Source organism: Klebsiella michiganensis, from assembly GCF_015139575.1.
GTDB lineage: Bacteria > Pseudomonadota > Gammaproteobacteria > Enterobacterales > Enterobacteriaceae > Klebsiella > Klebsiella michiganensis.
Genome location: NZ_AP022547.1, coordinates 5,705,762 through 5,731,478 on the forward strand (window position 1 = coordinate 5,705,762; position 25,717 = coordinate 5,731,478).

At 56.1% G+C, this 25,717-nt stretch carries 23 protein-coding genes, 2 tRNA genes and 1 rRNA gene; 10 read left to right on the forward strand and 16 right to left on the reverse strand.

The window, feature by feature from the left end; translation table 11 throughout:
* Positions 1–270: 270 nt before the first annotated feature.
* Complete coding sequence (gene rhlB / locus JLG71_RS26680) at positions 271–1,536, forward strand: ATP-dependent RNA helicase RhlB (RefSeq protein WP_004127388.1); 1,266 nt, start codon at positions 271–273, stop codon at positions 1,534–1,536.
* Between the two features lie 125 nt (positions 1,537–1,661).
* A complete protein-coding gene (gene gppA, locus JLG71_RS26685) occupies positions 1,662–3,158 on the forward strand; it encodes a guanosine-5'-triphosphate,3'-diphosphate diphosphatase (protein ID WP_160743202.1) in 1,497 nt (498 codons plus the stop codon).
* A 64-nt stretch (positions 3,159–3,222) separates the two neighbouring features.
* On the opposite strand, the gene JLG71_RS26690 is transcribed toward gppA, so the two are convergent.
* Entirely contained in the window at positions 3,223–3,963 is a 741-nt protein-coding gene (locus JLG71_RS26690) for a GntR family transcriptional regulator (RefSeq protein WP_032720758.1), read from the reverse strand.
* Between the two features lie 221 nt (positions 3,964–4,184).
* Between JLG71_RS26690 and JLG71_RS26695 the strand changes: the two genes are divergently transcribed.
* The 3 genes from JLG71_RS26695 to JLG71_RS26705 are packed head-to-tail and all read left to right on the forward strand — an operon-like array spanning position 4,185 to position 7,581.
* Complete coding sequence (locus tag JLG71_RS26695; protein WP_014227452.1) at positions 4,185–5,201, forward strand: ADP-ribosylglycohydrolase family protein; 1,017 nt, start codon at positions 4,185–4,187, stop codon at positions 5,199–5,201.
* Positions 5,202–5,219: 18 nt separating this feature from the next.
* Positions 5,220–6,635: a purine-cytosine permease family protein gene (locus tag JLG71_RS26700; RefSeq protein ID WP_102803849.1), complete on the forward strand. Its 1,416-nt coding sequence runs from the start codon at positions 5,220–5,222 to the stop codon at positions 6,633–6,635.
* Positions 6,619–7,581, forward strand: coding sequence for a PfkB family carbohydrate kinase (locus JLG71_RS26705; protein ID WP_025108416.1), 963 nt, complete (start codon positions 6,619–6,621; stop codon positions 7,579–7,581). The genes JLG71_RS26700 and JLG71_RS26705 overlap by 17 nt, the downstream gene beginning before the upstream one ends.
* Positions 7,582–7,584: 3 nt before the next feature.
* Here the strand turns inward: JLG71_RS26705 and rep are convergent, their stop codons facing one another.
* The 4 genes from rep to JLG71_RS26725 form a co-directional block, all read right to left on the reverse strand.
* Positions 7,585–9,603 carry a DNA helicase Rep gene (gene rep, locus JLG71_RS26710; protein WP_014227450.1) on the reverse strand — a complete coding sequence of 673 codons (2,019 nt, stop codon included), beginning with the start codon at positions 9,601–9,603 and terminating at the stop codon, positions 7,585–7,587.
* A gap of 102 nt (positions 9,604–9,705) precedes the next feature.
* A complete protein-coding gene (gene pnuC, locus JLG71_RS26715) occupies positions 9,706–10,434 on the reverse strand; it encodes a nicotinamide riboside transporter PnuC (RefSeq protein ID WP_004097491.1) in 729 nt (242 codons plus the stop codon).
* A complete protein-coding gene (locus tag JLG71_RS26720) occupies positions 10,434–11,183 on the reverse strand; it encodes a nucleoside phosphorylase (protein ID WP_032747332.1) in 750 nt (249 codons plus the stop codon). Before JLG71_RS26720 ends, pnuC begins: the two co-directional genes overlap by 1 nt.
* Positions 11,184–11,207: 24 nt before the next feature.
* Positions 11,208–11,912: a Crp/Fnr family transcriptional regulator gene (locus tag JLG71_RS26725; protein WP_004097483.1), complete on the reverse strand. Its 705-nt coding sequence runs from the start codon at positions 11,910–11,912 to the stop codon at positions 11,208–11,210.
* Positions 11,913–12,106: 194 nt separating this feature from the next.
* Here JLG71_RS26725 and ppiC (JLG71_RS26730) point away from each other — a divergent pair, with 194 nt between their 5' ends.
* Both ppiC (JLG71_RS26730) and ppiC (JLG71_RS26735) read left to right on the forward strand, forming a co-directional pair.
* On the forward strand, positions 12,107–12,388 hold the full coding sequence (gene ppiC / locus JLG71_RS26730) for a peptidylprolyl isomerase PpiC (protein ID WP_102803848.1): 282 nt from the start codon (positions 12,107–12,109) through the stop codon (positions 12,386–12,388).
* Positions 12,389–12,440: 52 nt separating this feature from the next.
* Complete coding sequence (ppiC, locus tag JLG71_RS26735) at positions 12,441–12,722, forward strand: peptidylprolyl isomerase PpiC (RefSeq protein ID WP_004097481.1); 282 nt, start codon at positions 12,441–12,443, stop codon at positions 12,720–12,722.
* A gap of 167 nt (positions 12,723–12,889) precedes the next feature.
* Here ppiC (JLG71_RS26735) and ilvC read toward each other — a convergent pair whose 3' ends face one another.
* Complete coding sequence (gene ilvC / locus JLG71_RS26740; RefSeq protein WP_200913908.1) at positions 12,890–14,365, reverse strand: ketol-acid reductoisomerase; 1,476 nt, start codon at positions 14,363–14,365, stop codon at positions 12,890–12,892.
* A gap of 153 nt (positions 14,366–14,518) precedes the next feature.
* Here ilvC and ilvY point away from each other — a divergent pair, with 153 nt between their 5' ends.
* Positions 14,519–15,409 (forward strand): HTH-type transcriptional activator IlvY, encoded by an 891-nt coding sequence (ilvY, locus tag JLG71_RS26745; protein ID WP_004097479.1) that lies wholly within the window; start codon positions 14,519–14,521, stop codon positions 15,407–15,409.
* Positions 15,410–15,465: 56 nt separating this feature from the next.
* Here ilvY and ilvA read toward each other — a convergent pair whose 3' ends face one another.
* The 6 genes from ilvA to ilvL form a co-directional block, all read right to left on the reverse strand.
* Positions 15,466–17,010, reverse strand: coding sequence for a threonine ammonia-lyase, biosynthetic (gene ilvA, locus JLG71_RS26750; protein WP_014227448.1), 1,545 nt, complete (start codon positions 17,008–17,010; stop codon positions 15,466–15,468).
* 2 nt (positions 17,011–17,012) lie between these two features.
* A complete protein-coding gene (gene ilvD, locus JLG71_RS26755) occupies positions 17,013–18,863 on the reverse strand; it encodes a dihydroxy-acid dehydratase (protein ID WP_004097475.1) in 1,851 nt (616 codons plus the stop codon).
* Positions 18,864–18,924: 61 nt separating this feature from the next.
* Positions 18,925–19,854 carry a branched-chain amino acid transaminase gene (locus tag JLG71_RS26760; protein WP_064375199.1) on the reverse strand — a complete coding sequence of 310 codons (930 nt, stop codon included), beginning with the start codon at positions 19,852–19,854 and terminating at the stop codon, positions 18,925–18,927.
* A 16-nt stretch (positions 19,855–19,870) separates the two neighbouring features.
* Positions 19,871–20,128 carry an acetolactate synthase 2 small subunit gene (gene ilvM, locus JLG71_RS26765; RefSeq protein WP_004097471.1) on the reverse strand — a complete coding sequence of 86 codons (258 nt, stop codon included), beginning with the start codon at positions 20,126–20,128 and terminating at the stop codon, positions 19,871–19,873.
* Entirely contained in the window at positions 20,125–21,771 is a 1,647-nt protein-coding gene (gene ilvG, locus JLG71_RS26770; RefSeq protein ID WP_025108420.1) for an acetolactate synthase 2 catalytic subunit, read from the reverse strand. Before ilvG ends, ilvM begins: the two co-directional genes overlap by 4 nt.
* A gap of 139 nt (positions 21,772–21,910) precedes the next feature.
* Positions 21,911–22,009 carry an ilv operon leader peptide gene (ilvL, locus tag JLG71_RS26775; protein ID WP_001311244.1) on the reverse strand — a complete coding sequence of 33 codons (99 nt, stop codon included), beginning with the start codon at positions 22,007–22,009 and terminating at the stop codon, positions 21,911–21,913.
* 350 nt (positions 22,010–22,359) lie between these two features.
* Here ilvL and JLG71_RS26780 point away from each other — a divergent pair, with 350 nt between their 5' ends.
* Positions 22,360–23,880, forward strand: coding sequence for a YifB family Mg chelatase-like AAA ATPase (locus JLG71_RS26780; protein WP_025108421.1), 1,521 nt, complete (start codon positions 22,360–22,362; stop codon positions 23,878–23,880).
* A gap of 23 nt (positions 23,881–23,903) precedes the next feature.
* Here the strand turns inward: JLG71_RS26780 and JLG71_RS26785 are convergent, their stop codons facing one another.
* Complete coding sequence (locus tag JLG71_RS26785) at positions 23,904–24,242, reverse strand: DUF413 domain-containing protein (protein ID WP_004097464.1); 339 nt, start codon at positions 24,240–24,242, stop codon at positions 23,904–23,906.
* A 118-nt stretch (positions 24,243–24,360) separates the two neighbouring features.
* Between JLG71_RS26785 and hdfR the strand changes: the two genes are divergently transcribed.
* A complete protein-coding gene (gene hdfR, locus JLG71_RS26790; protein WP_004097454.1) occupies positions 24,361–25,182 on the forward strand; it encodes an HTH-type transcriptional regulator HdfR in 822 nt (273 codons plus the stop codon).
* A gap of 81 nt (positions 25,183–25,263) precedes the next feature.
* On the opposite strand, the gene JLG71_RS26795 is transcribed toward hdfR, so the two are convergent.
* The 3 genes from JLG71_RS26795 to rrf all read right to left on the reverse strand — a co-directional run bounded on the left by JLG71_RS26795 (position 25,264) and on the right by rrf (position 25,640).
* Positions 25,264–25,339 (reverse strand) — tRNA-Trp (locus tag JLG71_RS26795).
* 53 nt (positions 25,340–25,392) lie between these two features.
* Positions 25,393–25,469: transfer RNA gene (locus JLG71_RS26800), tRNA-Asp, on the reverse strand.
* A gap of 55 nt (positions 25,470–25,524) precedes the next feature.
* Positions 25,525–25,640, reverse strand: a 5S ribosomal RNA gene (gene rrf, locus JLG71_RS26805).
* Positions 25,641–25,717: the final 77 nt, after the last annotated feature.

Consider the following 25,717-nt stretch of genomic DNA (forward strand, 5'->3'; position numbering starts at 1 on the left):
GCACGCTGTTCTTCAGAATGCCTCTTTTATCTCTCTGCATCACAATGCCCATCATGAACTTTGCCCCGCAAAAGATAAAGCAACCAGCGTTCAAACCGGCTTATCGCAGATTTGTCACCCTCGCCTCGCTTAGTAGTCTAAGCTTTCGAAGATTCGTTCAGTTGCCGCAGACGCACCTTGAATAATTTCATACATAGCCAACGAAAGGTTGACGTTATTTCACCGGATACGCTTTCTTAATGCAATAGTTAGCTGATATTCTACCACACTATGAGCAAAACACATTTAACAGAACAGAAGTTTTCCGACTTCGCCCTGCACCCGGCAGTGATTGAAGCCCTTGAAAAGAAAGGGTTTCATAATTGTACACCCATTCAGGCACTCGCCCTCCCGCTTACGCTGGAAGGTCGCGATGTCGCCGGGCAGGCGCAAACCGGTACCGGTAAAACGATGGCGTTTCTGACGTCAACGTTTCATTATCTTCTCACTCACCCGGCGATCGCTGACCGCCAGGTCAACCAGCCGCGCGCGCTGATCATGGCGCCGACGCGTGAACTGGCGGTTCAGATCCACGCTGACGCCGAACCGCTGGCGCAGGCTACCGGTCTGAAACTCGGCCTGGCTTACGGCGGCGACGGCTACGATAAGCAGCTGAAAGTGCTGGAAAGCGGCGTGGATATTCTGATCGGTACCACCGGTCGCCTTATCGACTACGCCAAACAGAACCATATTAACCTCGGCGCCATTCAGGTTGTCGTGCTTGACGAAGCCGATCGCATGTACGATCTCGGCTTTATTAAAGATATCCGTTGGCTGTTCCGCCGTATGCCGCCAGCGAATCAGCGCCTGAACATGCTGTTCTCTGCCACCCTTTCTTATCGCGTCCGTGAACTGGCGTTCGAACAAATGAACAACGCCGAGTACGTCGAAGTTGAGCCTGAGCAGAAAACGGGCCACCGTATTAAAGAAGAGCTGTTCTATCCTTCCAACGAAGAAAAAATGCGCCTGCTGCAGACGCTGCTGGAAGAAGAGTGGCCGGATCGCGCGATTATTTTCGCCAACACCAAACATCGTTGTGAAGATATCTGGGGTCACCTGGCGGCGGACGGCCATCGCGTTGGTCTGTTAACTGGCGACGTTGCGCAGAAAAAACGCCTGCGCATTCTCGATGAATTTACCCGCGGCGATATCGACATTCTGGTCGCAACCGACGTTGCCGCCCGCGGTCTGCATATTCCGGCCGTTACGCACGTCTTTAACTACGACCTGCCGGACGATTGCGAAGACTACGTTCACCGTATTGGCCGTACCGGCCGCGCTGGCGCCAGCGGTCACTCCATCAGCCTGGCCTGTGAAGAGTACGCGCTGAATCTGCCGGCAATTGAAACCTATATCGGTCATTCAATTCCGGTCAGCAAATACAATTCGGACGCGCTGATGACTGAACTGCCCAGACCGCTACGTCTTACGCGCCCGCGCCCGGGCAACGGCCCGCGTCGTAACGGTCCGCCACGTAATCGTCGTCGTTCAGGTTAAAGCACTATGCCATACACAAAATCATTCAAGTTGCATCAAGGCCGCAGGAAAGCGAATCGCGGCGAGCTGACGCTGGTAAGTGATTCGGGTAAGAGAACGCAGCCAACACAGAGGCAACTTGAAGGATGAAGTGTATGAGCTCCACCTCGCTCTATGCCGCTATCGATCTTGGCTCCAATAGCTTTCATATGTTGGTTGTACGCGAGGTTGCCGGAAGCATCCAGACCCTGAGTCGTATCAAACGCAAAGTCCGTCTGGCCGCTGGACTCAGCGGCGACAATACGCTCTCGGCGGAAGCCATGGAGCGCGGCTGGCAATGTTTACGCCTGTTTGCCGAGCGTTTGCAGGATATCCCCCCGACGCAAATCCGCGTGGTCGCCACAGCGACGCTGCGCCTGGCGGTTAACGCCGGTGAGTTTCTGGAGAAAGCGCGGGAAATCCTCGGCTGCGCGGTTCAGGTTATCAGCGGTGAAGAGGAAGCGCGCCTGATTTATCAGGGCGTTGCGCATACAACAGGCGGCGCAGATCAGCGTCTGGTCGTGGATATTGGCGGCGCCAGCACCGAACTGGTTACCGGTACCGGTGCGCAAACCACCTCGCTTTTCAGCCTGTCCATGGGCTGCGTGACCTGGCTGGAACGCTACTTTGCCGATCGCAGCCTGACCAAAGAGAACTTTGACCAGGCCGAAACCGCCGCGCGTGAAGTTTTGCGTCCCGTCGCCGATGTGCTGCGCTATCACGGCTGGAAAGTGTGCGTCGGGGCGTCCGGTACGGTTCAGGCGTTACAGGAAATCATGATGGCGCAGGGGATGGATGAACGCATCACCTTAGCCAAGCTACAGCAGCTCAAACAGCGCGCCATTCAGTGCGGTCGTCTGGAAGAGCTGGAGATCGAAGGCCTGACGCTTGAACGGGCGCTCGTCTTTCCCAGCGGGCTGGCGATTCTTATGGCCATCTTCAGCGAGCTGAATATTCAGTGTATGACGCTCGCCGGCGGCGCGCTGCGTGAAGGTCTGGTCTACGGCATGCTGCACCTGTCGATCGATCAGGATATTCGCAGTCGTACCTTACGCAATATTCAGCGCCGGTTTCTGGTTGATACTGAACAGGCACAGCGCGTTGCCCAACTGGCCGCCCATTTCGTTCATCAGGTGGAAAACAGCTGGGAAATTGAGCCGCTATGCTTCGATTTGCTGCAAAGTGCCTGCCAGCTGCATGAAATTGGTCTGAGCGTGGAGTACAAGCAGGCCCCCCTGCACGCCGCCTGGCTGGTGCGCAATCTTGACCTGCCCGGCTTTACCCCCGCACAAAAGAAGCTGCTGGCGACGCTGCTGTTAAACCAAACCAACGCCGTCGACCTTTCATCCATTCATCAACAAAACGCGGTGCCTCCGAGAGTCGCGGAGCATATGTGCCGTCTGCTGCGTCTGGCGATTCTGTTTGCCAGCCGCCGACGCGACGATCTGCTGCCGATGCTTACGCTGGCTGCCGAAGATGAAAATTTGACGTTAACGCTGCCGCAGGGCTGGCTGGAGAATCATCCGCTGGGCCGGGAAATGGTCGAACAGGAGTGCCAGTGGCAGAGCTACGTTCACTGGCCGCTGCGGCTTAACGAGCAGTAGTCGGCTACGATCCGCTCTCGCATAAAGCGATGGCGGGTTTTATACACCGGCCATGCCAAAGCGCTTATTGCAGCTTCACTCTGAAATCAAAATTAAAGTAATTGCTCAGGCAGAATGCGGTTCCGTACTCAAGCACCTCTCCCTGAGCATTGCGGCTTTTCAGCGTAATTTTCATCAATGGCACGCCTTGCGGCAGGTCGAGCAAATTCAGCTCTTCCGCCGAAGGAATATGCACCGTCAGTGAGTAATCCTGAAGATCGGGATAAATATCATTTTCCGCCCAGTGCGCGTACAGCGAACCTTCAAGTAGATCCGGGCGGGGTAAGAAACGCTCGGGGATAAACATGGTTTCGAGAGACACCGGGAGGGCATCGACCAGACGGACGCGTTTGATTTTCGCCACCCGATCGCCGACCGCGATCTCCAGCTCACGGGCCAGAAAATCATCCGCCGCCAGCTTTTCCCTCACCAGCCATCGGTTGGACACCGTGCCTGAATTTTGTAGCTGGGCAGAAAATCCGCCGCTGGCAAGGTTATAGCTTACCGGCAGATTCACCTCGGTCCCTTTTCCGTGGCGTTTAATAACCAGCCCGGCCTCCAGCAGCGCATCAAGCGCCTTCACGACCGTCACGCGCGATAGCTCAAGCGTCTGCGACATTTTGCGTTCGGAAGGCAGGATGCTGCCGTGCGTCAGCAACCGCTCGGTCATTGCCGCTTCAATAGCTTGTTTAAGTTGAATATAAAGCGGCGCGGGAGCCTCTGCATTCAGACGCCCTTTTATATACTCAAGCAGCGATTGCGGCATAATGTCGTAGTCTTCCGGAATTCAGTGGCAGTGGATTTATCATAGTGGATCCATACTGGAATCAATAGCCCCCTCATAACGTCTCCCCACCCTTTTTTAGCTTCTCACTTTTCTTTCAGAATGCGTCTTCGATCACAGCATGGCCACAAAGGACTTTAACTGGACTTAATCTGGATCTACTTTTAGTATAACTTTTATTCATTTCTTCCAGGGAGCCGATGATGTCTGCTATTCACCCTACCTATACCACCGAAAACCGCATCCTCGGCTGCCTTTATGGGCAAGCCATTGGTGATGCGATGGGTATGCCTTCCGAACTGTGGCCTAAGCGCCGAATTATCAACCATTTTGGCTGGATTGAGCGCTTCCTCCCCGGACCGAAAGAGAATATTGCGGCCTGCGAATTTCGCGCCGCTGAGTTCACCGATGATACCCATCAGTGCATCGCACTCATGGATGCCCTGAATGAAACCAACGGCGTGACCGATCCACTGGTCATCGCCAGGCATATTCTGCTGTGGGCCAGACGCTGTCAGGCCTTTGAAAAAAATATTCTTGGCCCGACCTCGAAGGCTTCCCTGATCGCGCTTGAACAGGGGCAGCCGCTGGAGGAGATCGCGGCCAACGGCGTAACCAACGGCGCGGCAATGCGCGTGGCGCCGATGGGCTGTCTACTGCCCACCGGGGACAGAACGTTTTTCATTGAGCAAGTGCGGCTATCCTGCCTGCCGACGCATAAATCAGATATCGCTATCGCCGGCGCGGTGGTCATTGCCTGGGCGATCGGCCGCGCCATTGAAGGGGCCGAATGGCCGTTAATTAAAACGGAGCTGGCGTCGCTCGCCAATGAGACGCAGCGCCATTATGAGTCCACTTTTAGTCCACTACTGGGAAACCGTATCCACCTGGCGCTGGAAACGATCGCCGGGGAGACTGACCATCTGACGGGTATTGAACGGATTTATGAGGACATCGGCGCCGGTATGGATATTATCGAGTCCGTCCCCGCAGCGATTGCTCTGGTTGAGCTGGCAAAAACGCAGCCTATGAAATGCGCTATGCTGGCAGCCAATTTAGGCGGCGACACCGACACCATTGGCGCGATGGCCACCGCCATCTGCGGCGCGCTTCATGGCATAGAGGCTTTTCCTGAAGAACATATACAACGGATTAAGCAGGCCAACAGCATCGACTTCGCGCCTTACGCACAGCGGCTTGCAGGCTACCGCTTCGCATAATTCACAGAGGGTATCACTATGGACAGCAAAGCTTCATACGATGGAAATATCCAGGCGGCAGATCCCGGAATGGCAGAATTAGGGATCGGTCTGGTCCCCCCGGTCCACCAGACCCAGAAACCGGTCCAGCTGTTTTTCGTCTGGTGCGCCGCGAATATTGGCATTCTTGGCGTCGTTTACGGCGCGGTGATTGTGTCGTTCGGCCTCTCATTCTGGCAGGCGATTCTTGCCGCCGTGGCGGGCGTCGCCTCCTTTGCGCTGGTCGGCATCACCAGCATCGCCGGGAAAATTGGTCGTACGACGACGCTAACCCTCTCCCGCGTCATTTTTGGCAAACGCGGTAATATCGCCCCCACCAGCTTCTGTTGGGTGAATCTGATGGGCTGGGAAGCGGTCAATATCATTACCGGCACGCTCACCCTCGTTGCGCTGTTTGCCGCCATGGGTCTTGAAGAGAGTCTGACCACCACCGCGCTGTCGCTTTTCTTGTTTGGCGGGCTGACCGTACTGGTCAGCGTGCTCGGGCAAAACGCCGTGCTGATGATGCAAAAATGGATCACCCGGATCTTTGGCGCCATGACGCTGCTGGTGGTGATCTATTTACTCTTCACCGCGGACTGGCAGGCCATCCTCGCGCTGCCTTCAGGCAGCTGGCTGACCGGCTTTCTGCCTGCCGTGTCTATTATTGCCGCAGGCACCGGCATCAGCTGGGCTATCGCCGGCGCCGACTATAGTCGCGATCAGCGCCCTGACTCCGGGGAAAAGCCTATTTTTCTCGCCGTGGTCAGCGGCGCCGCCCTCCCGCTGCTGTTGCTGATGCTCACCGGAATACTGCTTACCGCGCAGATCCCCGATCTGGCCTCCAGCGAGAACCCCATTTCAGCGATCGGTAAACTGCTGCCTTCGTGGATGGCAATCCCCTATCTGGCCGCGGCTACCGCCGGGGTCGTGACCATCGCCGTGTTGAGCCTCTATTCCGCCAGCCTTAACCTGTTAAGCATGGGGATTAAGCTACAGCAGCGTTCCGCCGTGGCCCTCGACGCCGTGCTGGTGCTGGGGATTGCCCTCTACGTGCTGTTTGTCTCGAAAGATTTTCTCGGGCCGTTTATCGCGTTTTTGATTTTCTGCGGCGTATTTCTGGCCGCCTGGGCCGCCATCTTTATGGTCGATTTTTATCGGCTGCGCCGCCGTGCCGGATATCCTGAAGCTGATTTATTCAGGGAGAGCGGCGCAAACCGTACCGCGCTGGGCTGCTGGATTGTCGGTGCGCTGGCAGGATTGATGGTCTCTAAAACCGGTTTTATCGACGGACCTTTCGCGGTCGGTATTTTCGCGGACTCCAGCCTCGGGTTATTCGTCTCTTTTATTCTGAGCCTGGCGCTGTATCTCGCCTTCGGAACGAGAAAGGGGGCCTGCCGTGACAATCAGCGCTGACCTGCTATCGCCTCAGCGGCCGATCGTGGTTATCGGCGCCGCTTTTGGCGACATTATTCTCCATCTCGATGCGCTGCCGCAAAGCGGTAGCGATGTCTCCGCCCGCGACGGCGGACGGCAGATTGGCGGCTGTGCGTTCAACGTCGCCCGCGCGCTCTCGCGCCTCGAACTGTTTCCCATTAACGCCATACCGGTAGGCAATGGCGATTGGGGGCAGGCCGTTGCGCAAAAAATGGCGCTGGAAAACTTGCCCGTCCTCTTGCGCCATCCCACCCACGATAACGGCTGGTGTCTGGCTCTTGTCGAAGCCAGTAAAGAGCGGACGTTTATCACCATTGAGGGCTGCGAACAGCACTGGACTGATGAACTATTAGCGCAAATACCGCTGCCGAAGGAGGCGATTATTTACGTCTCGGGATACGAACTGGCCAGCGAAGCGCTGCGCCAGTGGATCCTTGCCCAGACGGAAGATAAAACGCTGTTCGTCGATTTTGGCCCGCGTCTGTGCGACCTGGATATTCACTTTATCCAGGCGCTGCTGCGCAAACGCCCCCTGCTCACCCTGAATCGCGATGAACTCAGCGTGCTGTGCGCGCGTTTATACGATTTGGATAGCGCGACCCTTGATGCCGCCTCACGGCTCGCCAGCGACTGGCATATTCGGGCGATCTGTCGGTTTGATAAGGATGGCGCATGGGTGGTTGAACCTGACGCAGCACCGCAGCATATTCCGGCCTGCCGCGTGAAGGTCCACGACACGATTGCCGCAGGAGACAGCCACTGTGCCGGTACGATCGCCGGGCTGGCCTGTGGAATGGATTTGCAGCAGGCAACGCGGCTGGGCAATGAAGTGGCGGCCATTGTCGTCAGTCAACCCGGTTCAGACGGCGCGCCCGGTCGCAAAGCGCTACGTCAGTTCCAGATTCAACAGCAAAACAGCCGCTAGCCGCTATTTACGCGCTTTCGCCAGCATCGCCCTGATGTTGGCGACGTTCGCCTGGCCTTTATGCATGCGCTCTTCCGGCGAAATCACTTTGCGCTCCTGCTCCCAAATCAGGTCGTCCTGCGGCAGTTCCAGCAGGAAACGGCTCGGCTCCGGCCGCACCAGCTCGCCGTACTGACGGCGCTCTTTGCACAGGGTAAAAGTCAGCTCTTTCTGCGCACGGGTGATACCCACGTAGGCAAGACGGCGCTCTTCATCGACGTTGTCTTCATCAATGCTGCTCTGGTGCGGCAGCAGCCCCTCTTCCATACCAACCAGGTAGACGTAGGGGAACTCCAGCCCCTTTGACGCGTGAAGCGTCATCAGCTGCACCTGATCCGTCTCCTCATCCGACTCGCCGCGCTCCATCATATCGCGCAGGGTAAAGCGGGTAACGACCTGAGTGAGCGTCATCGGTTCATCGATCTCGCTGCCTTCGAGCATTTCGGTCATCCACGTGAACAGCGTATTGACGTTTTTCATCCGCATTTCGGCGGCTTTCGGGCTGGGCGAGGTCTCATAGAGCCAGGATTCATAATCCACGCCGCGGATCAGATCGCGGACGGCGGCAATCGGTTCACGCTCTGAAAGCTGCTGGATCTCCCGCAGCCAGTGGGTAAAGCGGGTCAAAGACTCATAGCCGCGTCCGTTCAGGGTCTGGGTCAGGCCCATATCGAAGCTGGCGGTAAACATGCTTTTATTGCGCCCCATCGCCCATTCACCCAGCTTTTTCAGCGTCGCCGAACCGATTTCACGCTTTGGCGTATTGACGATGCGCATGAAAGCGCTGTCATCATCGGGATTAGTCAGCACGCGCAGATAGGCCAGCAGGTCTTTAATTTCCGGGCGGGAAAAGAACGACGTGCCGCCGGAAATTTTGTACGGGATGCGGTTCTGCATCAGCATCTTTTCAAAAACCCGCGACTGATGGTTGCCGCGATACAGAATCGCGTAGTCCTTATAGGCGGTTTTATTAATAAAGTGATGCGCGATCAGTTCACCGGCAACGCGCTCCGCCTCATGGTCTTCGTTATTGGCAGAGAGCACCTTCAGCTCTACGCCATAGCCCAGTTCGGAAAACAGACGCTTCTCGAAAACGTGTGGGTTATTGGCAATCAGGATGTTAGCCGCCTTCAGGATGCGCCCGGAAGAACGGTAGTTTTGCTCCAGCTTGATCACCTGCAGCGCCGGGAAATCCTGGCTTAGCAGGACCAGGTTCTGCGGCCGCGCGCCGCGCCAGGAGTAGATCGACTGATCGTCATCGCCGACCACGGTAAAGCGCGCCCGCTGTCCCACCAGCAGTTTCACCAGCTCGTACTGGCTGGTGTTGGTGTCCTGGTATTCATCCACCAGCAGATAGCGAATCTTATTCTGCCAGCGCTCCCGCACCTCTTCGTTGCGCTGCAGCAGCAGCGTTGGCAGCAGGATCAGATCGTCAAAGTCTAGTACGTTGCAGGCTTTCATGTGCGCGTCGTACAGCCCGTAGCAGTGAGCAAAGATCCGATCCCGCTCCCCTTTCGCCCCAGCGGCGGCCTGAGCAGGGGTTTGCAGATCGTTTTTCCAGTTGGAGATCGTCGAGATCAGCTGCTGAAGCACCACTTTATCGTCTTCGATCAGCCCTTCGGTGAGCTCTTTTAACAGCGCCACCTGGTCGGTATCGTCGAACAGCGAGAAGTTTGATTTCATCCCTAACGCGGCGTATTCGCGTTTGATGATATCCAGCCCCAGCGTGTGGAAAGTGGAAATCATCAGGCCGCGCGCCTCTTTGCGTCCCAGCGTTTGCCCGACGCGCTCTTTCATTTCGCGCGCCGCCTTGTTGGTAAAGGTGACCGCCGCGATATGACGCGCCTGATAGCCGCAGCCGCGGATCAGGTGGGCGATTTTATTGGTAATCACGCGGGTCTTACCGGAACCGGCACCCGCCAGCACCAGGCACGGTCCGGTAACGAATTCGACGGCTTGTTGTTGGCCAGGATTTAAACGCATGGGAGTCTTTTGCTCAATCTTCGAACGGGGTGGGGATTGTAGCAGAAAGAGGGGCACAGAGAGCAACAGGCTGCCCATTCAGGCAGCCTGGAAATCGGTCAATCAGGATGCGGCCGCGGCAAGCGGCGTATAGCCGTTACGCTGTGCGCTCTTGATCCAGCTGTATGAACCCATTACCGCGATCGCCGTCAGCAGGACATACTCAAGCGACATGGCGTAAACGCCCTGTACCGCGTAGATAACCACGCTAATCACGTCGATAACCACCCACAGCAGCCAGTTTTCGACGAATTTACGCGTCATCAGCACCATGGCGGCAATCGACAACACCAGCATGGTGGAATCCCAGAACGGGAAGGCGTCTGGCTGGAGGTCGGGCATCGCGACCTGCATACCGAACGTTTGCAGCAGAGCAATCATGATACGAGTGAGCGTCGCGAACACCGGATCGATAAACAGCGTCATCAGCACAATCGCCACCGCGCAGACGCCGCCCAGCGCCAGCGTTTGCTGACGGGAAAGCCAGCGTACCTTGAGCGCGGCCTCCTGCGCCTCGTTTTGCCGGCTCCACGCGTACCAGCCGTAAATATTGGCAGCGAAGAAAAAGACCTGCAGCAGCAGGCTGGCATAGAGCTGGATCTGGAAAAAGATCGCCGCAAACAGCGTGACGTTAATCAGGCCAAACAGATAGTTGATGATTTTTTCCCGGCTGGCGCACCAGATGCACAGCAGGCCGAATACGGTACCGATAGCCTCAATCCACGATAGCGCATAGCCGCCTTCGCCGAGAGGAATGTTGACCATCACATTGTTAATGCTAAAAAAGTCCATCACAGACCTCCTTGCTGGCTAGCGGAATAAATGGCGCGCAGCGCCAGGGTAATTTGCCGTTCTTCGCCCTGCTGGCACAGCGCCTCCTGCTGGACATAATCATTGATGCTGCTATCCAGGCAACCGTTGTGGGCAACAACCACGTTGAGTAATGATGCCGTACGTAGGCCGCGCAGCGCGCCGATAGTCATCAGAGCGGCACTCTCCATATCCGCGCCCAGAACGCCTCGCGCCGACCACTGCGCATCCAGTTCCGCCTCACGATCGGTATAGAAACTGTCGTGGCTGCGCACCAGCCCGCACGCGGCGGGGATGTTCATTTGCCGCGCCTGCGCCACCAGTTCCCAGGTCAGCAGCGGGTCGGCGCAGGCCGGATAGCCCGCCGGCGCATAGGTTCGGCTGGTACCATCATCCATCACCGCAGCGTGAGCGATAATCACATCGCCGAGCGCAAGATTATCCTGCAATGCGCCGCAGCTGCCGATACGAATCAGGGTTGTTACGCCAATCTGGCGCAGCTCTTCAATGGCGATCGCCGTGGAGGGTCCGCCGATTCCGGTGGAGAGCACCAAAATCTCGATGCCCTGATACCAGCCGCGCGCGGCGCGAAACTCCCGGTTCTGACCGAGCAGCTGTGGATTATCAAGAAACTTGACGATGCGGTCGACCCGCTGCGGGTCGCCCGGCAGCAGCGCGTACCGCGCGCCGGTCATCTCTTTGCTTAACTGGATATGGGGTTGCAGCGACATTCTCCCGCCTCCTTACTCTTGCGGTTATCCGATATCAGCCTCCTGCTTCAGTTTTTCAGGAGCTAACAACACAATGCGTTCACCATCGGTATCAATAATCTGTAGCGCTTTCAGGTCATGCAAAATACGGTTAATGCTGCGGGTCGTCGCCGCGAACTCCTGACTGAGATTCTGCTTATCCAGCAAGATTTCATTCGCGCCATCCTGTTGATAACGCAGCCATAGCGCCTGACACACCCGCTGATGCAGCGAGTAGAGATTGTCGCTGCTGGCCTTTTTCGACAGCTGATAATATTGCTGGCTAAAGAAGCGCAGCATCCGCTGGTTAAAGTGGTTATCCAGCGCCAGCCAGCGGCAGAAATGTTCCTGCGACAGGCTCAGGAGCTGCACATGGTCCACCGCCACCACCGAGCAGATGTAATGACGCGACTCAAAGATCTCGAGTTCGCCCACCATGTCGCCTTTACGGTAGCGGGCCTGACGGTAGCGGCGCCCGTCTTCAGCCTCATAGAAAACGTCCACCTCACCGGCGATAATCAGCGAAAAACGCTGGCACACTTCCCCCTGTCGGCAGATAAAATCACCGCGCGGAATGTCTTCGAAGCGCCAGCGCCGCATGATCTCCAGAGGACAATATTTCAGTAATTCATAGAGCAGCGGATCGCGCACAATCTCGCTCAGCCCGGAAAGCCAGCCGACTGAAAATTCAGGTTTTTTCATTGTATCCATGTTATCTCGCTCCACGACGATAAGGACAGGACGGCTGTCCCCGGCCAGAAGGAAAACGCCGAAGAAAAGTGTTGCCCATCTCCCGCTTCCGTCTATCAGGCGAGACACCTGTCCCGCGATGGCGAAGAGTATAGGTCCGCGACCAAAGCGGGTGGTAAAGTAACGGGATATCTTTGAGACGTGAGAACAAAATAATGGCAAAGAGCGCAGCAGCCCTGCACATCCTGGTTAAAGAAGAGAAGCTGGCGCAAGAGATCCTCGCCAAACTGGAACGTGGCGTGAGCTTCGATCATCTGGCAAAGCGCTATTCAAAGTGCCCATCCGGACGCAACGGCGGCGATCTCGGGGAGTTTAATCAAGGCGTTATGGTCGGGCCGTTCGATCAGGCGGTCTTCAGCTGCCCGTTGCTCAAGCCTTACGGACCGGTCAAAACCAAATTCGGCTACCACATCATTAAGGTGCTGTATCGCCGCTAGCCCATGCTACTATTGCGCCCTGATTCATCTCCTATTCCATCAAGGTACGATCATGGCAAAAACGGCAGCAGCACTGCATATCCTGGTTAAAGAAGAGCAGCTGGCACTGGATCTTCTGGAGCAAATTAAAAACGGCGCCGATTTCGGTAAACTGGCGAAGAAGCACTCGATCTGCCCGTCAGGCAAACGCGGTGGCGATTTAGGTGAATTCCGCCAGGGCCAGATGGTGCCGGCGTTTGATAAAGTCGTCTTCTCCTGCCCGGTGCTGGAGCCGACCGGCCCGCTGCACACCCAGTTTGGTTATCACATCATCAAGGTGCTGTACCGCAATTAAAAAAACCGGTGTCTTATTGCACCGGTTTTTTATCTCACAGCTTTCCCCTAAGGATTTCAGCTTGCAGGAAGGCGGCAAGTGAGTACAGCCCCAGGAGCATAGATAACTATGTGACTGGGGTGTACGAACGCAGCCAACGCATCTGCAAGTTGAAAGACGACGGGGAATTAGCCCGCTACCGCAATGCGTTTCATGTCGGTCATATAGCCGCGCAGTTTCTTACCAACCTGCTCGATAGCGTGGCTGCGAATGGCTTCGTTCACGTCGCGCAGCTGAGCGTTGTCTACCGCGCCTTCGGCAATCGCTTTGCCCAGGTCGCCGGTCTGCAGGGTGGTCATGAACTCTTTCAGCAGCGGTACGCAGGCGTAAGAGAACAGGTAGTTACCGTATTCAGCGGTATCGGAGATAACCACGTTCATTTCGTACAGACGCTTACGAGCGATGGTGTTGGCGATCAGCGGCAGCTCGTGCAGTGATTCGTAGTAAGCGGACTCTTCGATGATGCCGGAATCCACCATGGTTTCAAACGCCAGCTCAACGCCCGCTTTCACCATTGCGATCATCAGAACGCCTTTATCGAAGTACTCCTGCTCGCCAATTTTACCTTCAAACTGCGGTGCGGTTTCGAACGCGGTTTTGCCGGTCTCTTCACGCCAGGTCAGCAGTTTTTTATCGTCGTTGGCCCAGTCAGCCATCATGCCGGAGGAGAATTCACCGGAGATGATGTCATCCATATGCTTCTGGAACAGCGGCGCCATAATCTCTTTCAGCTGTTCGGACAGCGCGTAAGCACGCAGCTTAGACGGGTTAGACAGACGATCCATCATCAGGGTGATACCGCCCTGCTTCAGCGCTTCGGTGATGGTTTCCCAGCCGAACTGAATCAGTTTTTCGGCGTATGCCGGGTCGGTACCCTCTTCCACCAGCTTATCGAAGCACAGCAGAGAACCGGCCTGCAGCATACCGCAGAGGATGGTCTGCTCGCCCATCAGGTCGGATTTCACTTCGGCAACGAAGGACGATTCCAGCACGCCCGCACGGTGACCGCCGGTCGCCGCAGCCCAGGCTTTAGCAATGGCCATACCTTCGCCTTTCGGATCGTTTTCCGGGTGAACCGCGATCAGGGTCGGAACGCCGAAACCGCGTTTGTACTCTTCACGTACTTCGGTACCCGGGCACTTCGGCGCCACCATCACGACGGTGATATCTTTACGGATCTGCTCGCCAACTTCCACGATGTTGAAGCCGTGAGAGTAGCCCAGCGCCGCGCCGTCTTTCATCAGCGGCTGAACGGAACGTACAACGTCAGAGTGCTGTTTGTCCGGCGTCAGGTTAACCACCAGATCGGCCTGCGGGATCAGCTCTTCGTAGGTACCCACCTTGAAGCCGTTTTCGGTTGCTTTGCGCCATGATGCGCGCTTTTCGGCAATCGCTTCTTTACGCAGCGCGTAGGAGATATCCAGACCGGAGTCGCGCATGTTCAGACCCTGGTTCAGGCCCTGAGCGCCACAGCCGACGATGACCACTTTTTTACCCTGAAGGTAGCTTGCGCCATCGGCGAATTCGTCGCGACCCATAAAGCGACATTTGCCCAGCTGCGCCAGCTGCTGGCGCAGGTTCAGTGTATTAAAGTAGTTAGCCATGGTGATACCTCGTGATGTTGTGTGTCTTATTTTGTTCGGTTCGCCTTTCAGCGAGAATGTACCCACATTACAACAGGAAATTTATTGCGGAAATTGATATATTCACAACGTCACGTTGCAATTTCTGCAATATAAAATCGTGGAGTGCCGCCGGTGGATTTACGCGATCTGAAAACCTTCCTGCATCTGGCTGAAAGCCGCCATTTTGGCCGCAGCGCGCGGGCGATGCACGTCAGCCCCTCCACGCTTTCCCGACAAATTCAGCGCCTGGAGGAAGACCTCGGGCAGCCGCTGTTTGTCCGTGATAACCGCACGGTAACGCTTACCGAAGCGGGAGAAGAGCTACGAACGTTTGCCCAGCAGACGCTGTTGCAGTATCAGCAGCTGCGCCACACTATCGATCAGCAAGGTCCGTCGCTGTCGGGCGAACTGCATATCTTCTGTTCGGTGACGGCCGCTTATAGCCATCTGCCGCCGATTCTCGATCGGTTCCGCGCCGAGCATCCCTCGGTGGAAATAAAGCTCACCACCGGCGATGCCGCTGATGCGATGGAAAAAGTGGTGACGGGTGAGGCCGATCTGGCGATTGCCGGGAAACCGGAAACGCTGCCCGGCGCGGTGGCTTTTTCCATGCTGGAGAATCTGGCGGTGGTGCTGATCGCCCCGGCGCTGCCTTGTCCGGTTCGTAACCAGGTCTCAGTGGAGAAGCCTGACTGGGCAACGGTACCCTTTATTATGGCCGACCAGGGCCCCGTGCGTCGCCGCATTGAGCTATGGTTTCGCCGCCATAAAATCAGTAATCCGTCAATTTACGCCACGGTGGGCGGGCATGAAGCCATGGTCTCCATGGTGGCGCTCGGCTGCGGCGTCGCGCTGTTGCCGGAGGTGGTGCTGGAAAACAGCCCTGAGCCAGTGCGCAATCGCGTGATGATTCTGGAGCGTAGCGACGAGAAAACCCCGTTTGAGCTTGGCGTCTGCGCGCCAAAAAAGCGGCTGCATGAGCCGCTGATTAATGCGTTCTGGAATTTGCTGCCTGGCCACTAATGCCGGGCCTGCTCAGGCCTACAGCCCGACCGCAGGCCTGACAAGCACAGCGCTTCTTAACCGGCGAGGAAGAACCTGAACGCTGGATTATTGCTCTCATCGTGGCAATCGTAGCCCAGCTCATGCAAGCGGGTTTCGAAGTCAGGCTCGTGATCGCCCAGTTCGAATGCCGCCAGCACGCGGCCGTAATCGGTACCGTGACTGCGATAGTGGAATAGAGAGATGTTCCAGTGGGTGCCCAGCGTATGCAGGAACTTCAGCAGCGCGCCGGGTGATTCCGGAAACTCGAAGCTGAATAAACGCTCCTGCAGCGGCTGCGACGGACGCCCGCCGACCATGTAGCGCACGTGTAGCTTGGCCATTTCATCGTCGGAGAGATCCACTACGCTGTAGCCACCGTCGTGCAGCAGGTTGAGGATCTCTTTCCGCTCTTCCAGCCCCCGGCTCAGGCGCACGCCGACAAAAATGCAGGCATTTTTCGCATCCGCGAAGCGGTAGTTGAACTCGGTCACCGAACGGCCGCCCAGCAGCTGGCAGAACTTGAGGAAGCTGCCCTTCTCTTCCGGAATGGTGACCGCCAGCAGCGCTTCGCGCTGTTCTCCCAGCTCGCAGCGTTCGGAAACGTAGCGCAGGCCGTGGAAGTTGACGTTCGCGCCGGAAAGCACGTGCGCCAGGCGTTCGCCGCGAATATTATGCTGAGCGATATATTTTTTCATCCCCGCCAGCGCCAGCGCCCCGGAAGGTTCTGCTACCGCACGCACATCTTCAAACAGGTCTTTCATCGCCGCGCAGATGGCATCGCTATCGACGGTAACGATGTCGTCGAGATACTCCTGGCACAGACGGAAAGTCTCATCGCCGATGCGTTTCACCGCCACGCCTTCGGCAAAAAGCCCAACGCGGGGTAAATCGACCGGATGACCCGCATCCAGCGCGGCTTTCAGACAGGCAGAATCCTCGGCCTCAACCGCAATGACTTTGATCTGCGGCATCAGCTGTTTGATCAGCACCGCCACGCCGGCCGCGAGACCGCCGCCGCCGACCGGGACAAATACGCGATCGATATGGGCATCCTGCTGCAGCAGCTCCAGCGCCAGCGTCCCCTGCCCGGCAATCACCATCGGATGGTCGAAGGGCGGAACCCAGGTGAACCCCTGCTGCTGCGCCAGCTCGATGGCTTTGGCCTTGGCTTCATCGAAGTTCGCGCCGTGCAGCAGCACTTCGCCGCCGAAGCCGCGCACCGCATCAACTTTGATATCCGCGGTGGCGGTTGGCATGACGATGAGCGCCTTCACGCCCAGGCGAGATGCCGAGAAAGCCACGCCCTGCGCATGATTACCCGCCGAAGCGGTAATCACGCCATGCGATTTTTGCTCTTCCGTCAGGCCCGCCATCATCGCGTAGGCTCCGCGCAGCTTAAAGCTGTGCACCGGCTGACGATCTTCACGCTTCACCAGCACAACGTTATCGAGGCGCGACGAGAGCTTTTCCATTTTTTGCAGCGGCGTGATCTGCGCGGCTTCGTATACCGGCGCGCGCAGTACCGCTCTGAGGTATTCCGCCCCCTCGGGGGCGGCGGAGAGGGGTTGAGACTCGGCCATCATTAACCCCCAAGTTTCGATTTATCGCGCACCGCGCCTTTGTCGGCGCTGGTTGCCAGGCTGGCATAGGCGCGAAGGGCAAAGGAAACCTGACGCTCGCGATCTTTCGGCGTCCATGCTTTATCACCGCGCGCTTCCTGAGCTTCGCGGCGCGCCGCAATCTCGGCATCGCTTAGCTGCAGCTGAATGCCGCGGTTCGGGATATCGATAGCAATCATGTCGCCATCTTCAATGATCGCGATATTGCCACCGCTGGCCGCTTCCGGAGAAACGTGACCAATAGAGAGACCCGAGGTACCGCCGGAGAAGCGTCCGTCGGTAATCAGCGCACAGGCTTTACCCAGGCCCATTGATTTCAGGAAGGTCGTCGGGTAGAGCATCTCCTGCATCCCCGGCCCGCCTTTCGGCCCTTCATAGCGGATGACGACTACGTCACCGGCGACCACCTTGCCGCCGAGGATCGCATCCACAGCCGCGTCCTGGCTTTCGTATACCTTCGCCGGGCCGGTAAACTTGAGGATGCTGTCGTCAACGCCGGCGGTTTTCACGATACAGCCGTTCTCGGCAAAGTTGCCGTACAGAACCGCCAGACCGCCGTCCTTGCTGTAAGCATGTTCCAGCGAGCGGATACAGCCTTCTGCGCGATCGTCATCCAGGGTGTCCCAACGGCAGTTCTGAGAGAAAGCCTGCGTTGTGCGGATACCCGCAGGGCCAGCTCGGAACATCTTCTTAACCGCTTCATCCTGCGTGACGGTGATATCGTACTGCTCCAGCGTCTGCGGCAGGGACAAACCAAGCACGTTTTTCACATCGCGGTTCAGCAGCCCGGCACGATCCAGTTCACCTAAAATACCCAATACGCCGCCCGCGCGATGCACGTCTTCCATATGATATTTCTGCGTACTTGGCGCGACCTTACACAGCTGCGGCACTTTGCGGGAAAGTTTATCGATATCGCTCATGGTGAAGTCGATTTCCGCTTCCTGCGCCGCCGCCAGCAGATGCAGTACGGTATTGGTGGAACCGCCCATGGCGATATCCAGCGTCATGGCGTTTTCAAACGCCGCCTTATTGGCGATATTACGCGGCAGCGCAGAGGCATCATCCTGCTCGTAATAGCGTTTAGTCAGCTCAACGATACGTGAGCCCGCATTGAGGAACAGCTGTTTACGATCGGCGTGAGTCGCCAGCAGCGAGCCGTTGCCCGGCTGCGACAGGCCCAGCGCTTCGGTCAGGCAGTTCATGGAGTTCGCGGTGAACATTCCCGAACAAGAGCCGCACGTCGGGCAGGCGGAACGCTCAACCTGATTACTCTGATCGTCGGAGACTTTCGGGTCAGCGCCCTGAATCATCGCGTCAACGAGGTCGAGTTTAATGATTTGATCGGACAGTTTGGTTTTCCCGGCTTCCATCGGGCCACCGGAAACAAAAATGACCGGAATATTCAGGCGCAGAGACGCCATTAACATCCCCGGGGTGATTTTGTCGCAGTTGGAGATACAGACCATCGCATCAGCACAGTGGGCGTTAACCATATACTCAACCGAGTCGGCGATCAGTTCGCGGGATGGCAGTGAATAAAGCATACCCCCGTGGCCCATCGCGATCCCATCATCCACCGCAATGGTGTTGAATTCTTTGGCGACGCCGCCAGCGGCCTCGATTTGCTCAGCAACCAGTTTGCCGAGATCGCGCAGGTGAACGTGGCCCGGCACGAACTGGGTGAAAGAGTTCACCACGGCGATAATCGGCTTCCCGAAATCATCGTCGGTCATTCCAGTGGCGCGCCACAGCGCGCGGGCACCCGCCATATTACGGCCGTGAGTGGTTGTGGCGGAACGGTACTTAGGCATGCTTTAGTTACTCCCAGTTTCGGTGAAATGGGGCGTTGCGTGTCGCCCCATTTTTTTATGCTTATTGATTAACCTGATCCAACCAGCCCCATTTATCCTCGGTTTCACCGGTGAAGAGGCCAAAGAATGCTTGCTGAATGCGCTTGGTGATCGGGCCGCAGCGGCCTTCGCCCACCTGAATACCATCAACGCTGCGTACCGGCGTGATCTCTGCGGCAGTACCGGACATAAACACTTCGTCGGCCAGGTACAGGGACTCGCGGGACAATACCTGCTCGCGGACTTCCAGGCCGAGTTCTTTCGCCAGCTTGATGATAGCGTCGCGGGTGATGCCAGGCAGCGCGGAAGAGGTGAACGGCGGGGTAAACAGCACGCCATCCTTCACTTCAAACAGGTTTTCACCGGCGCCTTCAGAGATGTAGCCGTTCACGTCCAGCGCGATACCTTCCTGATAGCCATGGCGACGCGCTTCGCTGCCGACCAGCAGCGAAGAGAGATAGTTACCGCCGGCTTTGGCCGCGGTCGGAATAGTGTTTGGCGCCGCGCGATTCCAGGAAGAAACCATCGCATCGATCCCCTGATCCAGCGCTTCGGCGCCCAGGTAGGCGCCCCACGGGAACGCCGCGATGATCACGTCAGTGTTATAGCCCGGAGGCGGGTTGACGCCCATGCCCACGTCGCCGACGAAGACTAACGGGCGGATATAGGCGCTGGTCAGACTGTTTTTACGAATGACTTCACGGCAGGCTTCCATCAGCTCATCAACGCTCTGAGAAACCGGGAAACGATAGATTTTTGCTGAGTCATGCAAACGCTGCATATGTTCACGGTGACGGAACACCACCGGTCCCTTGTGAGAGTCGTAGCAACGGATGCCTTCAAATACGGAAGTCCCGTAGTGCAGCGCATGGGACATCACGTGAACCTTCGCCTCGCCCCACGGAACCATCTCACCATTGAACCAAATGTAATCAGCTTTTTTCGTCGTCATTGTTCTTCCTTTGCGCTCAGGCGCGAATTTGTTGTGATGTAGGTTGCTGGATCTCGACGCAGGCGACGTCCACCAGTTTGCTTAATTGACTAAACAGTAATTCGACGGGCCGCTGGCTGGCAACGGTCAGTTCAATATTAATATTCCGGGCATCGGCGGCGGTTGCCATATTCATCGCGCAAATCTGGAACCCGCGATGGCGCACGACGCGCAGCACGCGTTCTAACGTTTCTGGATTAGAGCGAGCCTGCAAGGCGACCTGATGTTGCATCATGATAATTTCTCCAGCATTTCTGCATTACTGGCACCGGGCGGCACCAACGGCCAGACGTTCTCAAGTTCGTCGATTGAGACATGAAGCAGGTAAGGCCCCTGGCTCGAAAGCATGGTGTCGAGTGCCGCTTCAACCTGGTCTTTACGGGTGATGTGTTGACCAGGGATGCCGAAGGCGCTGGCCAGAGTAAGGAAATCGGGGTTATCGGTAAGGGTGGTTTCGCTATAACGTTCCTGAAAAAACAGCTGTTGCCATTGTCGAACCATTCCTAAACGCTGGTTGTCCAGTAAGACTATCTTCAGCGGCAGCTGCTTGCGTTTTACGGTGCCCAGCTCCTGCACGTTCATCATGAAGGAGCCGTCACCGGAGATACAGATAACCGTATCGTCTGGACGGGCCACCTGCGCGCCTACCGCTGCGGGCAAGCCGAAACCCATAGTGCCTAATCCGCTGGAAGTGATGAAATTCTCCGGGCGCGTATAGGTCATATGCTGCGCTGACCACATCTGATGCTGGCCCACATCGGTTGTCACGACGCAGTCTGCGGGTTTGCGATCGGAAAGCTGCTTCAGTAGCAGCGGGGCATAGATAGCGTCTCCCGGATGGTCGTAGCGCCAGGCATGCTCAGCGCGCAGCTGCGCATTACGTTGGCGCCAGGCGTCGATAGACAGCGGCTGCTGGAGCGCGGGCAGCATCACATTCAAATCGCCGGTCAGGCCGATATGTGCCTGACGGAGCTTGTTCAGTTCAGCCGGATCGATATCCATATGGATAACTTTAGCGTGCGGGGCAAACGTATTCAGCTTGCCGGTGACGCGATCGTCAAAACGGGCGCCTACCGCGATCAGCAGGTCACATTCCTGTACTGCAAGGTTGGCCGCTTTAGTACCGTGCATCCCCAGCATGCCCAGATAGTAGGGATAATCCGCCGCTACCGCACCCAGCCCTTTCAGGGTAGACGTCACGGGCATTTGCGTAACGGCAAGAAATTCGCGCAGCGCCGGTACCGCCTGCGCCATCCCCACGCCGCCGCCAACGTATAACATCGGCTTCTGCGACTGGGTCAGCATCTGCAAAGCGTATTCGATATCCGCATATGGAAAATCAACGTCGTCGGCTACCATGGAAAAATGCGGATCGAGATCGCCCTGAGCCAGCTGGATATCCTTTGGGATATCGACCAGCACGGGACCGGGACGCCCGGAGTTTGCTACGTGGAAAGCTTCGGCAATGATGCGCGGCAGTTCTTCCAGCGACTGCACCAGGAAACTATGCTTGGTGCATGCCAGCGATAAACCGAGGACATCAACTTCCTGGAATGCGTCGGTGCCAATGAACGGGGCCGCAACCTGGCCGGTGATAGCAACAACGGGAACGGAATCAAGCAGCGCGTCGGCGAGGCCGGTGATCAGGTTGGTTGCGCCAGGCCCCGAAGTGGCGATACACACCCCGGTTTTGCCGGTAGCCCTGGCATAGCCAATAGCCGCCATAGCCGCACCCTGTTCATGCCGGCACAGTAGGTGTTCCACGCCGCCGTCATACAATGCATCGTAAACCGGCATAATTGCTCCACCCGGATAGCCAAAAACGGTATCGACTCCCTGTGCTCGCAAAGCATGTACCACCCACCGCGCCCCATTCATAGTTACTTCCCCGTCGTAGATCGAGAGAAACAGAATTTTATGCTACCAGCCATCGTCTGCTCCTCTTTTCTGTTTTTAAGTTATAAAAAAACCCCCGGACCTTTCGGTGCGGGGGTCTTAGTTCGTTAAGGCTTGTTTTTTAAGCCTTTCCTCGTCCAAGTGCAGCCCCGCACGGTGGGATAATAATCACCACCACGCTAATCACGACCAGGCTAATCACTCGTAGAAGGGCTGTCATTTTATGTTCTTTCTGGCTTCATGTTCGAAGGAATACCTAAAGAGGTACCACAGACTTCGCGTTAAACACAAGATTTTTTTATGACCTCATTTCTTACCTTGCTAACCATTTAAGAAAAAACAATTGTTTTTAATGGGAAAAATATGAAATGAAAATATTTCAATTTGTGGCGTACTCCACAGCTCTTTCTCATCTTGTTGCCTGATGACAGCATTTTACGAGCCGGCATCCATCACCAGTGCAAAGCGGAAATTGCCGGAAAATTGGCTGGGAGCAAGCATGCAGAATTTAATATTGCCGAATTACTCAACAGCAAATCCCCGACATAATCCCGGTTCTCAGGAGGTGTTATGTCACTCGCCATTGTTTACACCCGCGCCGCTCTCGGGATCGGTGCCCCGCTTATCACGGTTGAAGTTCATATCAGCAACGGGCTCCCAGGCCTGACAATGGTAGGACTGCCTGAAACAACGGTTAGAGAAGCGCGTGACCGGGTACGTAGTGCGATTATCAACAGCGGTTACGCTTATCCGGCGAAAAAAATCACCATCAATCTGGCCCCGGCCGATCTACCAAAAGAAGGGGGAAGATATGATTTACCTATCGCTCTCGCGCTTCTGGTGGCCTCAGAGCAGCTAAAGGCCCCCAGGCTAAATCAATATGAGTTTGTCGGCGAGCTGGCGCTTACAGGCGCTCTGCGTGGCGTTCCTGGGGCCATATCCAGCGCCATGGAAGCCATAAAAGCGGGGCGGAAGATTGTTATCTCTAATGAGAATTCTCCAGAGGTGGGGTTAATCGGCGGCAGTGACTGCCTTATCGCCACCGATCTCCAGGAAGTCTGCGCTTTTCTCGAAGGTCGACATACCCTGGCTAACCCCCTTCCAGAAGGGGAATATTCGGATGAAACATCGGTTGATCTGCGTGATGTTATTGGCCAGCGGCAGGGGAAACGAGCGCTGGAAATCATCGCTGCAGGTGGTCACAACCTGCTGATGATAGGCCCGCCCGGCACAGGAAAAACGATGCTCGCCAGTCGATTACCGGGACTACTGCCGCCGCTGAGTAATCAGGAAGCGCTGGAAAGCGCGGCAATACTTAGCCTGGTCGATTCCAGGCATGCCATGAAAAATTGGCGCCGCAGGCCCTTTCGTGCCCCGCATCATAGCGCCTCCCTGGCGGCCATGGTGGGCGGAGGCTCAATTCCGGCACCGGGAGAGATCTCCCTTGCCCATAACGGAGTCCTGTTCCTGGATGAGCTGCCTGAATTCGAACGCAGGGTGCTGGATGCGTTACGCGAACCCATTGAGTCAGGGGTTATCCATATCTCACGCACGCGCGCCAAAATCGATTATCCAGCCCGTTTCCAGCTTATTGCAGCGATGAATCCCAGCCCGACAGGACACTATCAGGGCCAGCATAATCGCGCTTCACCGGAACAGACGCTACGCTACCTGGGTCGTTTATCCGGCCCGTTTCTTGACCGATTCGATCTCTCCCTGGAGATCCCGCTTCCGCCGCCGGGGGTGCTCAGCCAGGGAACAAACGAAGAGGAAAGTAGCGCCTGCGTACGCCAACGTGTTCTGGCCGCACGCGAAAGGCAGCTATCGCGGCAGAAAAAACTTAACGCGCATCTGGGAAATGATGAGATGAAAATCTGCTGCCGGCTTCATAAAGATGACGCTGTCTGGCTGGAGCAGACGCTAATACAGCTCGGTCTTTCAATCCGCGCCTGGCAGCGCCTGATTAAAGTTTCCCGAACTATTGCCGATATTGAGGCAGTCGAACGCATCGAACGTCATCATTTGCAGGAGGCTCTCGGCTATCGGGCAATAGACAGAATGTTGAGCCATCTACAAAAAATGATGGCGTAAAAAAAGGGCTTACGCCCTTTTTCTTAATCATCGCTTTCTGTGTAATCTTCCGTACCTTCCACCTGCGGCTTGCCGCCGGACAGGGTATGGAAACGCTTCGGACGCTTAATGCGCGCCATGTACTTAATCCAGACGCGTTCTGCTTCCGTTGCGGGCTCACGTTCACCACGGCATACCGAAACAAACTGTTTTTCATCGTCGGTGACAGGCTCGCGTTTACCTAGTTCGAGTTCATTAAAGGCATAACCATGACGTTCCAGCAGTTGCGCCTCTTTGATGGTGAAATCTCCATGACGGGAAAACCCGCGCGGATAATTTTTATTGTCGAAAAAACGATTAGTTGTCGTAAAGCTTTCCGCCATCCTACACGCTCCTGATTCTTTGGCCGAGCTAATTATGGCGCGGAGTATTAGTTACGCTTGACAGAGCGTCAAACAAAACATTTAAATCATCACGACAAATAATTTTGCGGAGAAGAGTGTGGATACGGAATTGCTCAAGACTTTCCTTGAGGTGAGCAGAACTCGCCACTTTGGCCGAGCCGCAGAGGCGCTTTATCTGACGCAGTCAGCAGTTAGCTTTCGTATTCGTCAGCTGGAGAACCAGCTGGGGGTAAATCTTTTTACCCGTCATCGTAATAATATCCGTCTGACCTCAGCCGGAGAGAAACTGCTACCCTACGCCGAAACCCTGATGAATACCTGGCAAGCTGCGCGCAAGGAGGTCGCGAATGCTTCCCGCCATAATGAATTTTCGATCGGTGCCAGCGCTTCTCTGTGGGAATGCCTGCTTAATGGATGGCTGGGAAAGCTCTATACAGAGCCCTATAACCTACAGTTTGAGGCGCGGATTGCGCAGCGGCAATCGCTGGTCAAACAGCTGCACGAACGTCAGCTTGATCTCCTGATCACGACAGAATCGCCGAAGATGGATGAACTAAGCAGCCAGTTGCTGGGTAATTTTACCCTGGCGCTTTATTGTGCCTCTCCGGCTAAATACACAAATGAATTGAATTATTTACGCCTGGAATGGGGGCCCGATTTCCAACAAAACGAAGCGGGATTGATCGGAAATGATGATATTCCTCTGCTGACCACCAGTTCTGCCGAGTTAGCTTACCAACAGCTCAGCGCGCTTAAGGGCTGTACATGGCTGCCCGTGCTCTGGGCACAGGGGAAAAATAATCTGCATACGGTGACCGACAGTGCGACGCTTTCAAGGCCTCTCTATGCGATTTGGCTACAGAACAGCGATAAACAAGCGCAGATTCGGGAGATCCTGAAGCACAATATATTGGGATAAACGCACTCCTCCAGGGATGGAGGACGATCGGCGGGAAATTTAAAGCAAAAAAAATCCTTTGCCTGAGCAAAGGATTATATATGGCAGGGGCGGAGAGACTCGAACTCGCGACACCCGGTTTTGGAGACCGGTGCTCTACCAACTGAGCTACGCCCCTAAAGTTTCTTATCATTAAGCCTGCTTAATCAGCAGGCTTAATTTTTTAATAAGTGGCGGAACGGACGGGACTCGAACCCGCGACCCCCTGCGTGACAGGCAGGTATTCTAACCGACTGAACTACCGCTCCACCGAATACTTCTGTAACCACCGGATTTATGCACCGGCTTACTACTTAATTTGATGCCTGGCAGTTCCCTACTCTCACATGGGGAGACCCCACACTACCATCGGCGCTACGGCGTTTCACTTCTGAGTTCGGCATGGGGTCAGGTGGGACCACCGCGCTAGTGCCGCCAGGCAAATTCTTTGTGCTCAGTACGCAATTCTTTATCGCGTACTCAACTCTGAATCTAAGCTGAAATTGTTGTCTTCTCA

Coding starts and splice junctions, on each gene's coding strand:
- rhlB (WP_004127388.1), top strand. CDS start 271: ATGAGCAAAACACATTTAACAGAACAGAAGTTTTCCGACTTCGCCCTG.
- gppA (WP_160743202.1), top strand. CDS start 1,662: ATGAAGTGTATGAGCTCCACCTCGCTCTATGCCGCTATCGATCTTGGC.
- JLG71_RS26690 (WP_032720758.1), bottom strand. CDS start 3,963: ATGCCGCAATCGCTGCTTGAGTATATAAAAGGGCGTCTGAATGCAGAG.
- JLG71_RS26695 (WP_014227452.1), top strand. CDS start 4,185: ATGTCTGCTATTCACCCTACCTATACCACCGAAAACCGCATCCTCGGC.
- JLG71_RS26700 (WP_102803849.1), top strand. CDS start 5,220: ATGGACAGCAAAGCTTCATACGATGGAAATATCCAGGCGGCAGATCCC.
- rep (WP_014227450.1), bottom strand. CDS start 9,603: ATGCGTTTAAATCCTGGCCAACAACAAGCCGTCGAATTCGTTACCGGA.
- pnuC (WP_004097491.1), bottom strand. CDS start 10,434: ATGGACTTTTTTAGCATTAACAATGTGATGGTCAACATTCCTCTCGGC.
- JLG71_RS26720 (WP_032747332.1), bottom strand. CDS start 11,183: ATGTCGCTGCAACCCCATATCCAGTTAAGCAAAGAGATGACCGGCGCG.
- JLG71_RS26725 (WP_004097483.1), bottom strand. CDS start 11,912: ATGGATACAATGAAAAAACCTGAATTTTCAGTCGGCTGGCTTTCCGGG.
- ppiC (WP_102803848.1), top strand. CDS start 12,107: ATGGCAAAGAGCGCAGCAGCCCTGCACATCCTGGTTAAAGAAGAGAAG.
- ppiC (WP_004097481.1), top strand. CDS start 12,441: ATGGCAAAAACGGCAGCAGCACTGCATATCCTGGTTAAAGAAGAGCAG.
- ilvC (WP_200913908.1), bottom strand. CDS start 14,365: ATGGCTAACTACTTTAATACACTGAACCTGCGCCAGCAGCTGGCGCAG.
- ilvA (WP_014227448.1), bottom strand. CDS start 17,010: ATGGCCGAGTCTCAACCCCTCTCCGCCGCCCCCGAGGGGGCGGAATAC.
- ilvD (WP_004097475.1), bottom strand. CDS start 18,863: ATGCCTAAGTACCGTTCCGCCACAACCACTCACGGCCGTAATATGGCG.
- JLG71_RS26760 (WP_064375199.1), bottom strand. CDS start 19,854: ATGACGACGAAAAAAGCTGATTACATTTGGTTCAATGGTGAGATGGTT.
- ilvM (WP_004097471.1), bottom strand. CDS start 20,128: ATGATGCAACATCAGGTCGCCTTGCAGGCTCGCTCTAATCCAGAAACG.
- ilvG (WP_025108420.1), bottom strand. CDS start 21,771: ATGAATGGGGCGCGGTGGGTGGTACATGCTTTGCGAGCACAGGGAGTC.
- ilvL (WP_001311244.1), bottom strand. CDS start 22,009: ATGACAGCCCTTCTACGAGTGATTAGCCTGGTCGTGATTAGCGTGGTG.
- JLG71_RS26780 (WP_025108421.1), top strand. CDS start 22,360: ATGTCACTCGCCATTGTTTACACCCGCGCCGCTCTCGGGATCGGTGCC.
- JLG71_RS26785 (WP_004097464.1), bottom strand. CDS start 24,242: ATGGCGGAAAGCTTTACGACAACTAATCGTTTTTTCGACAATAAAAAT.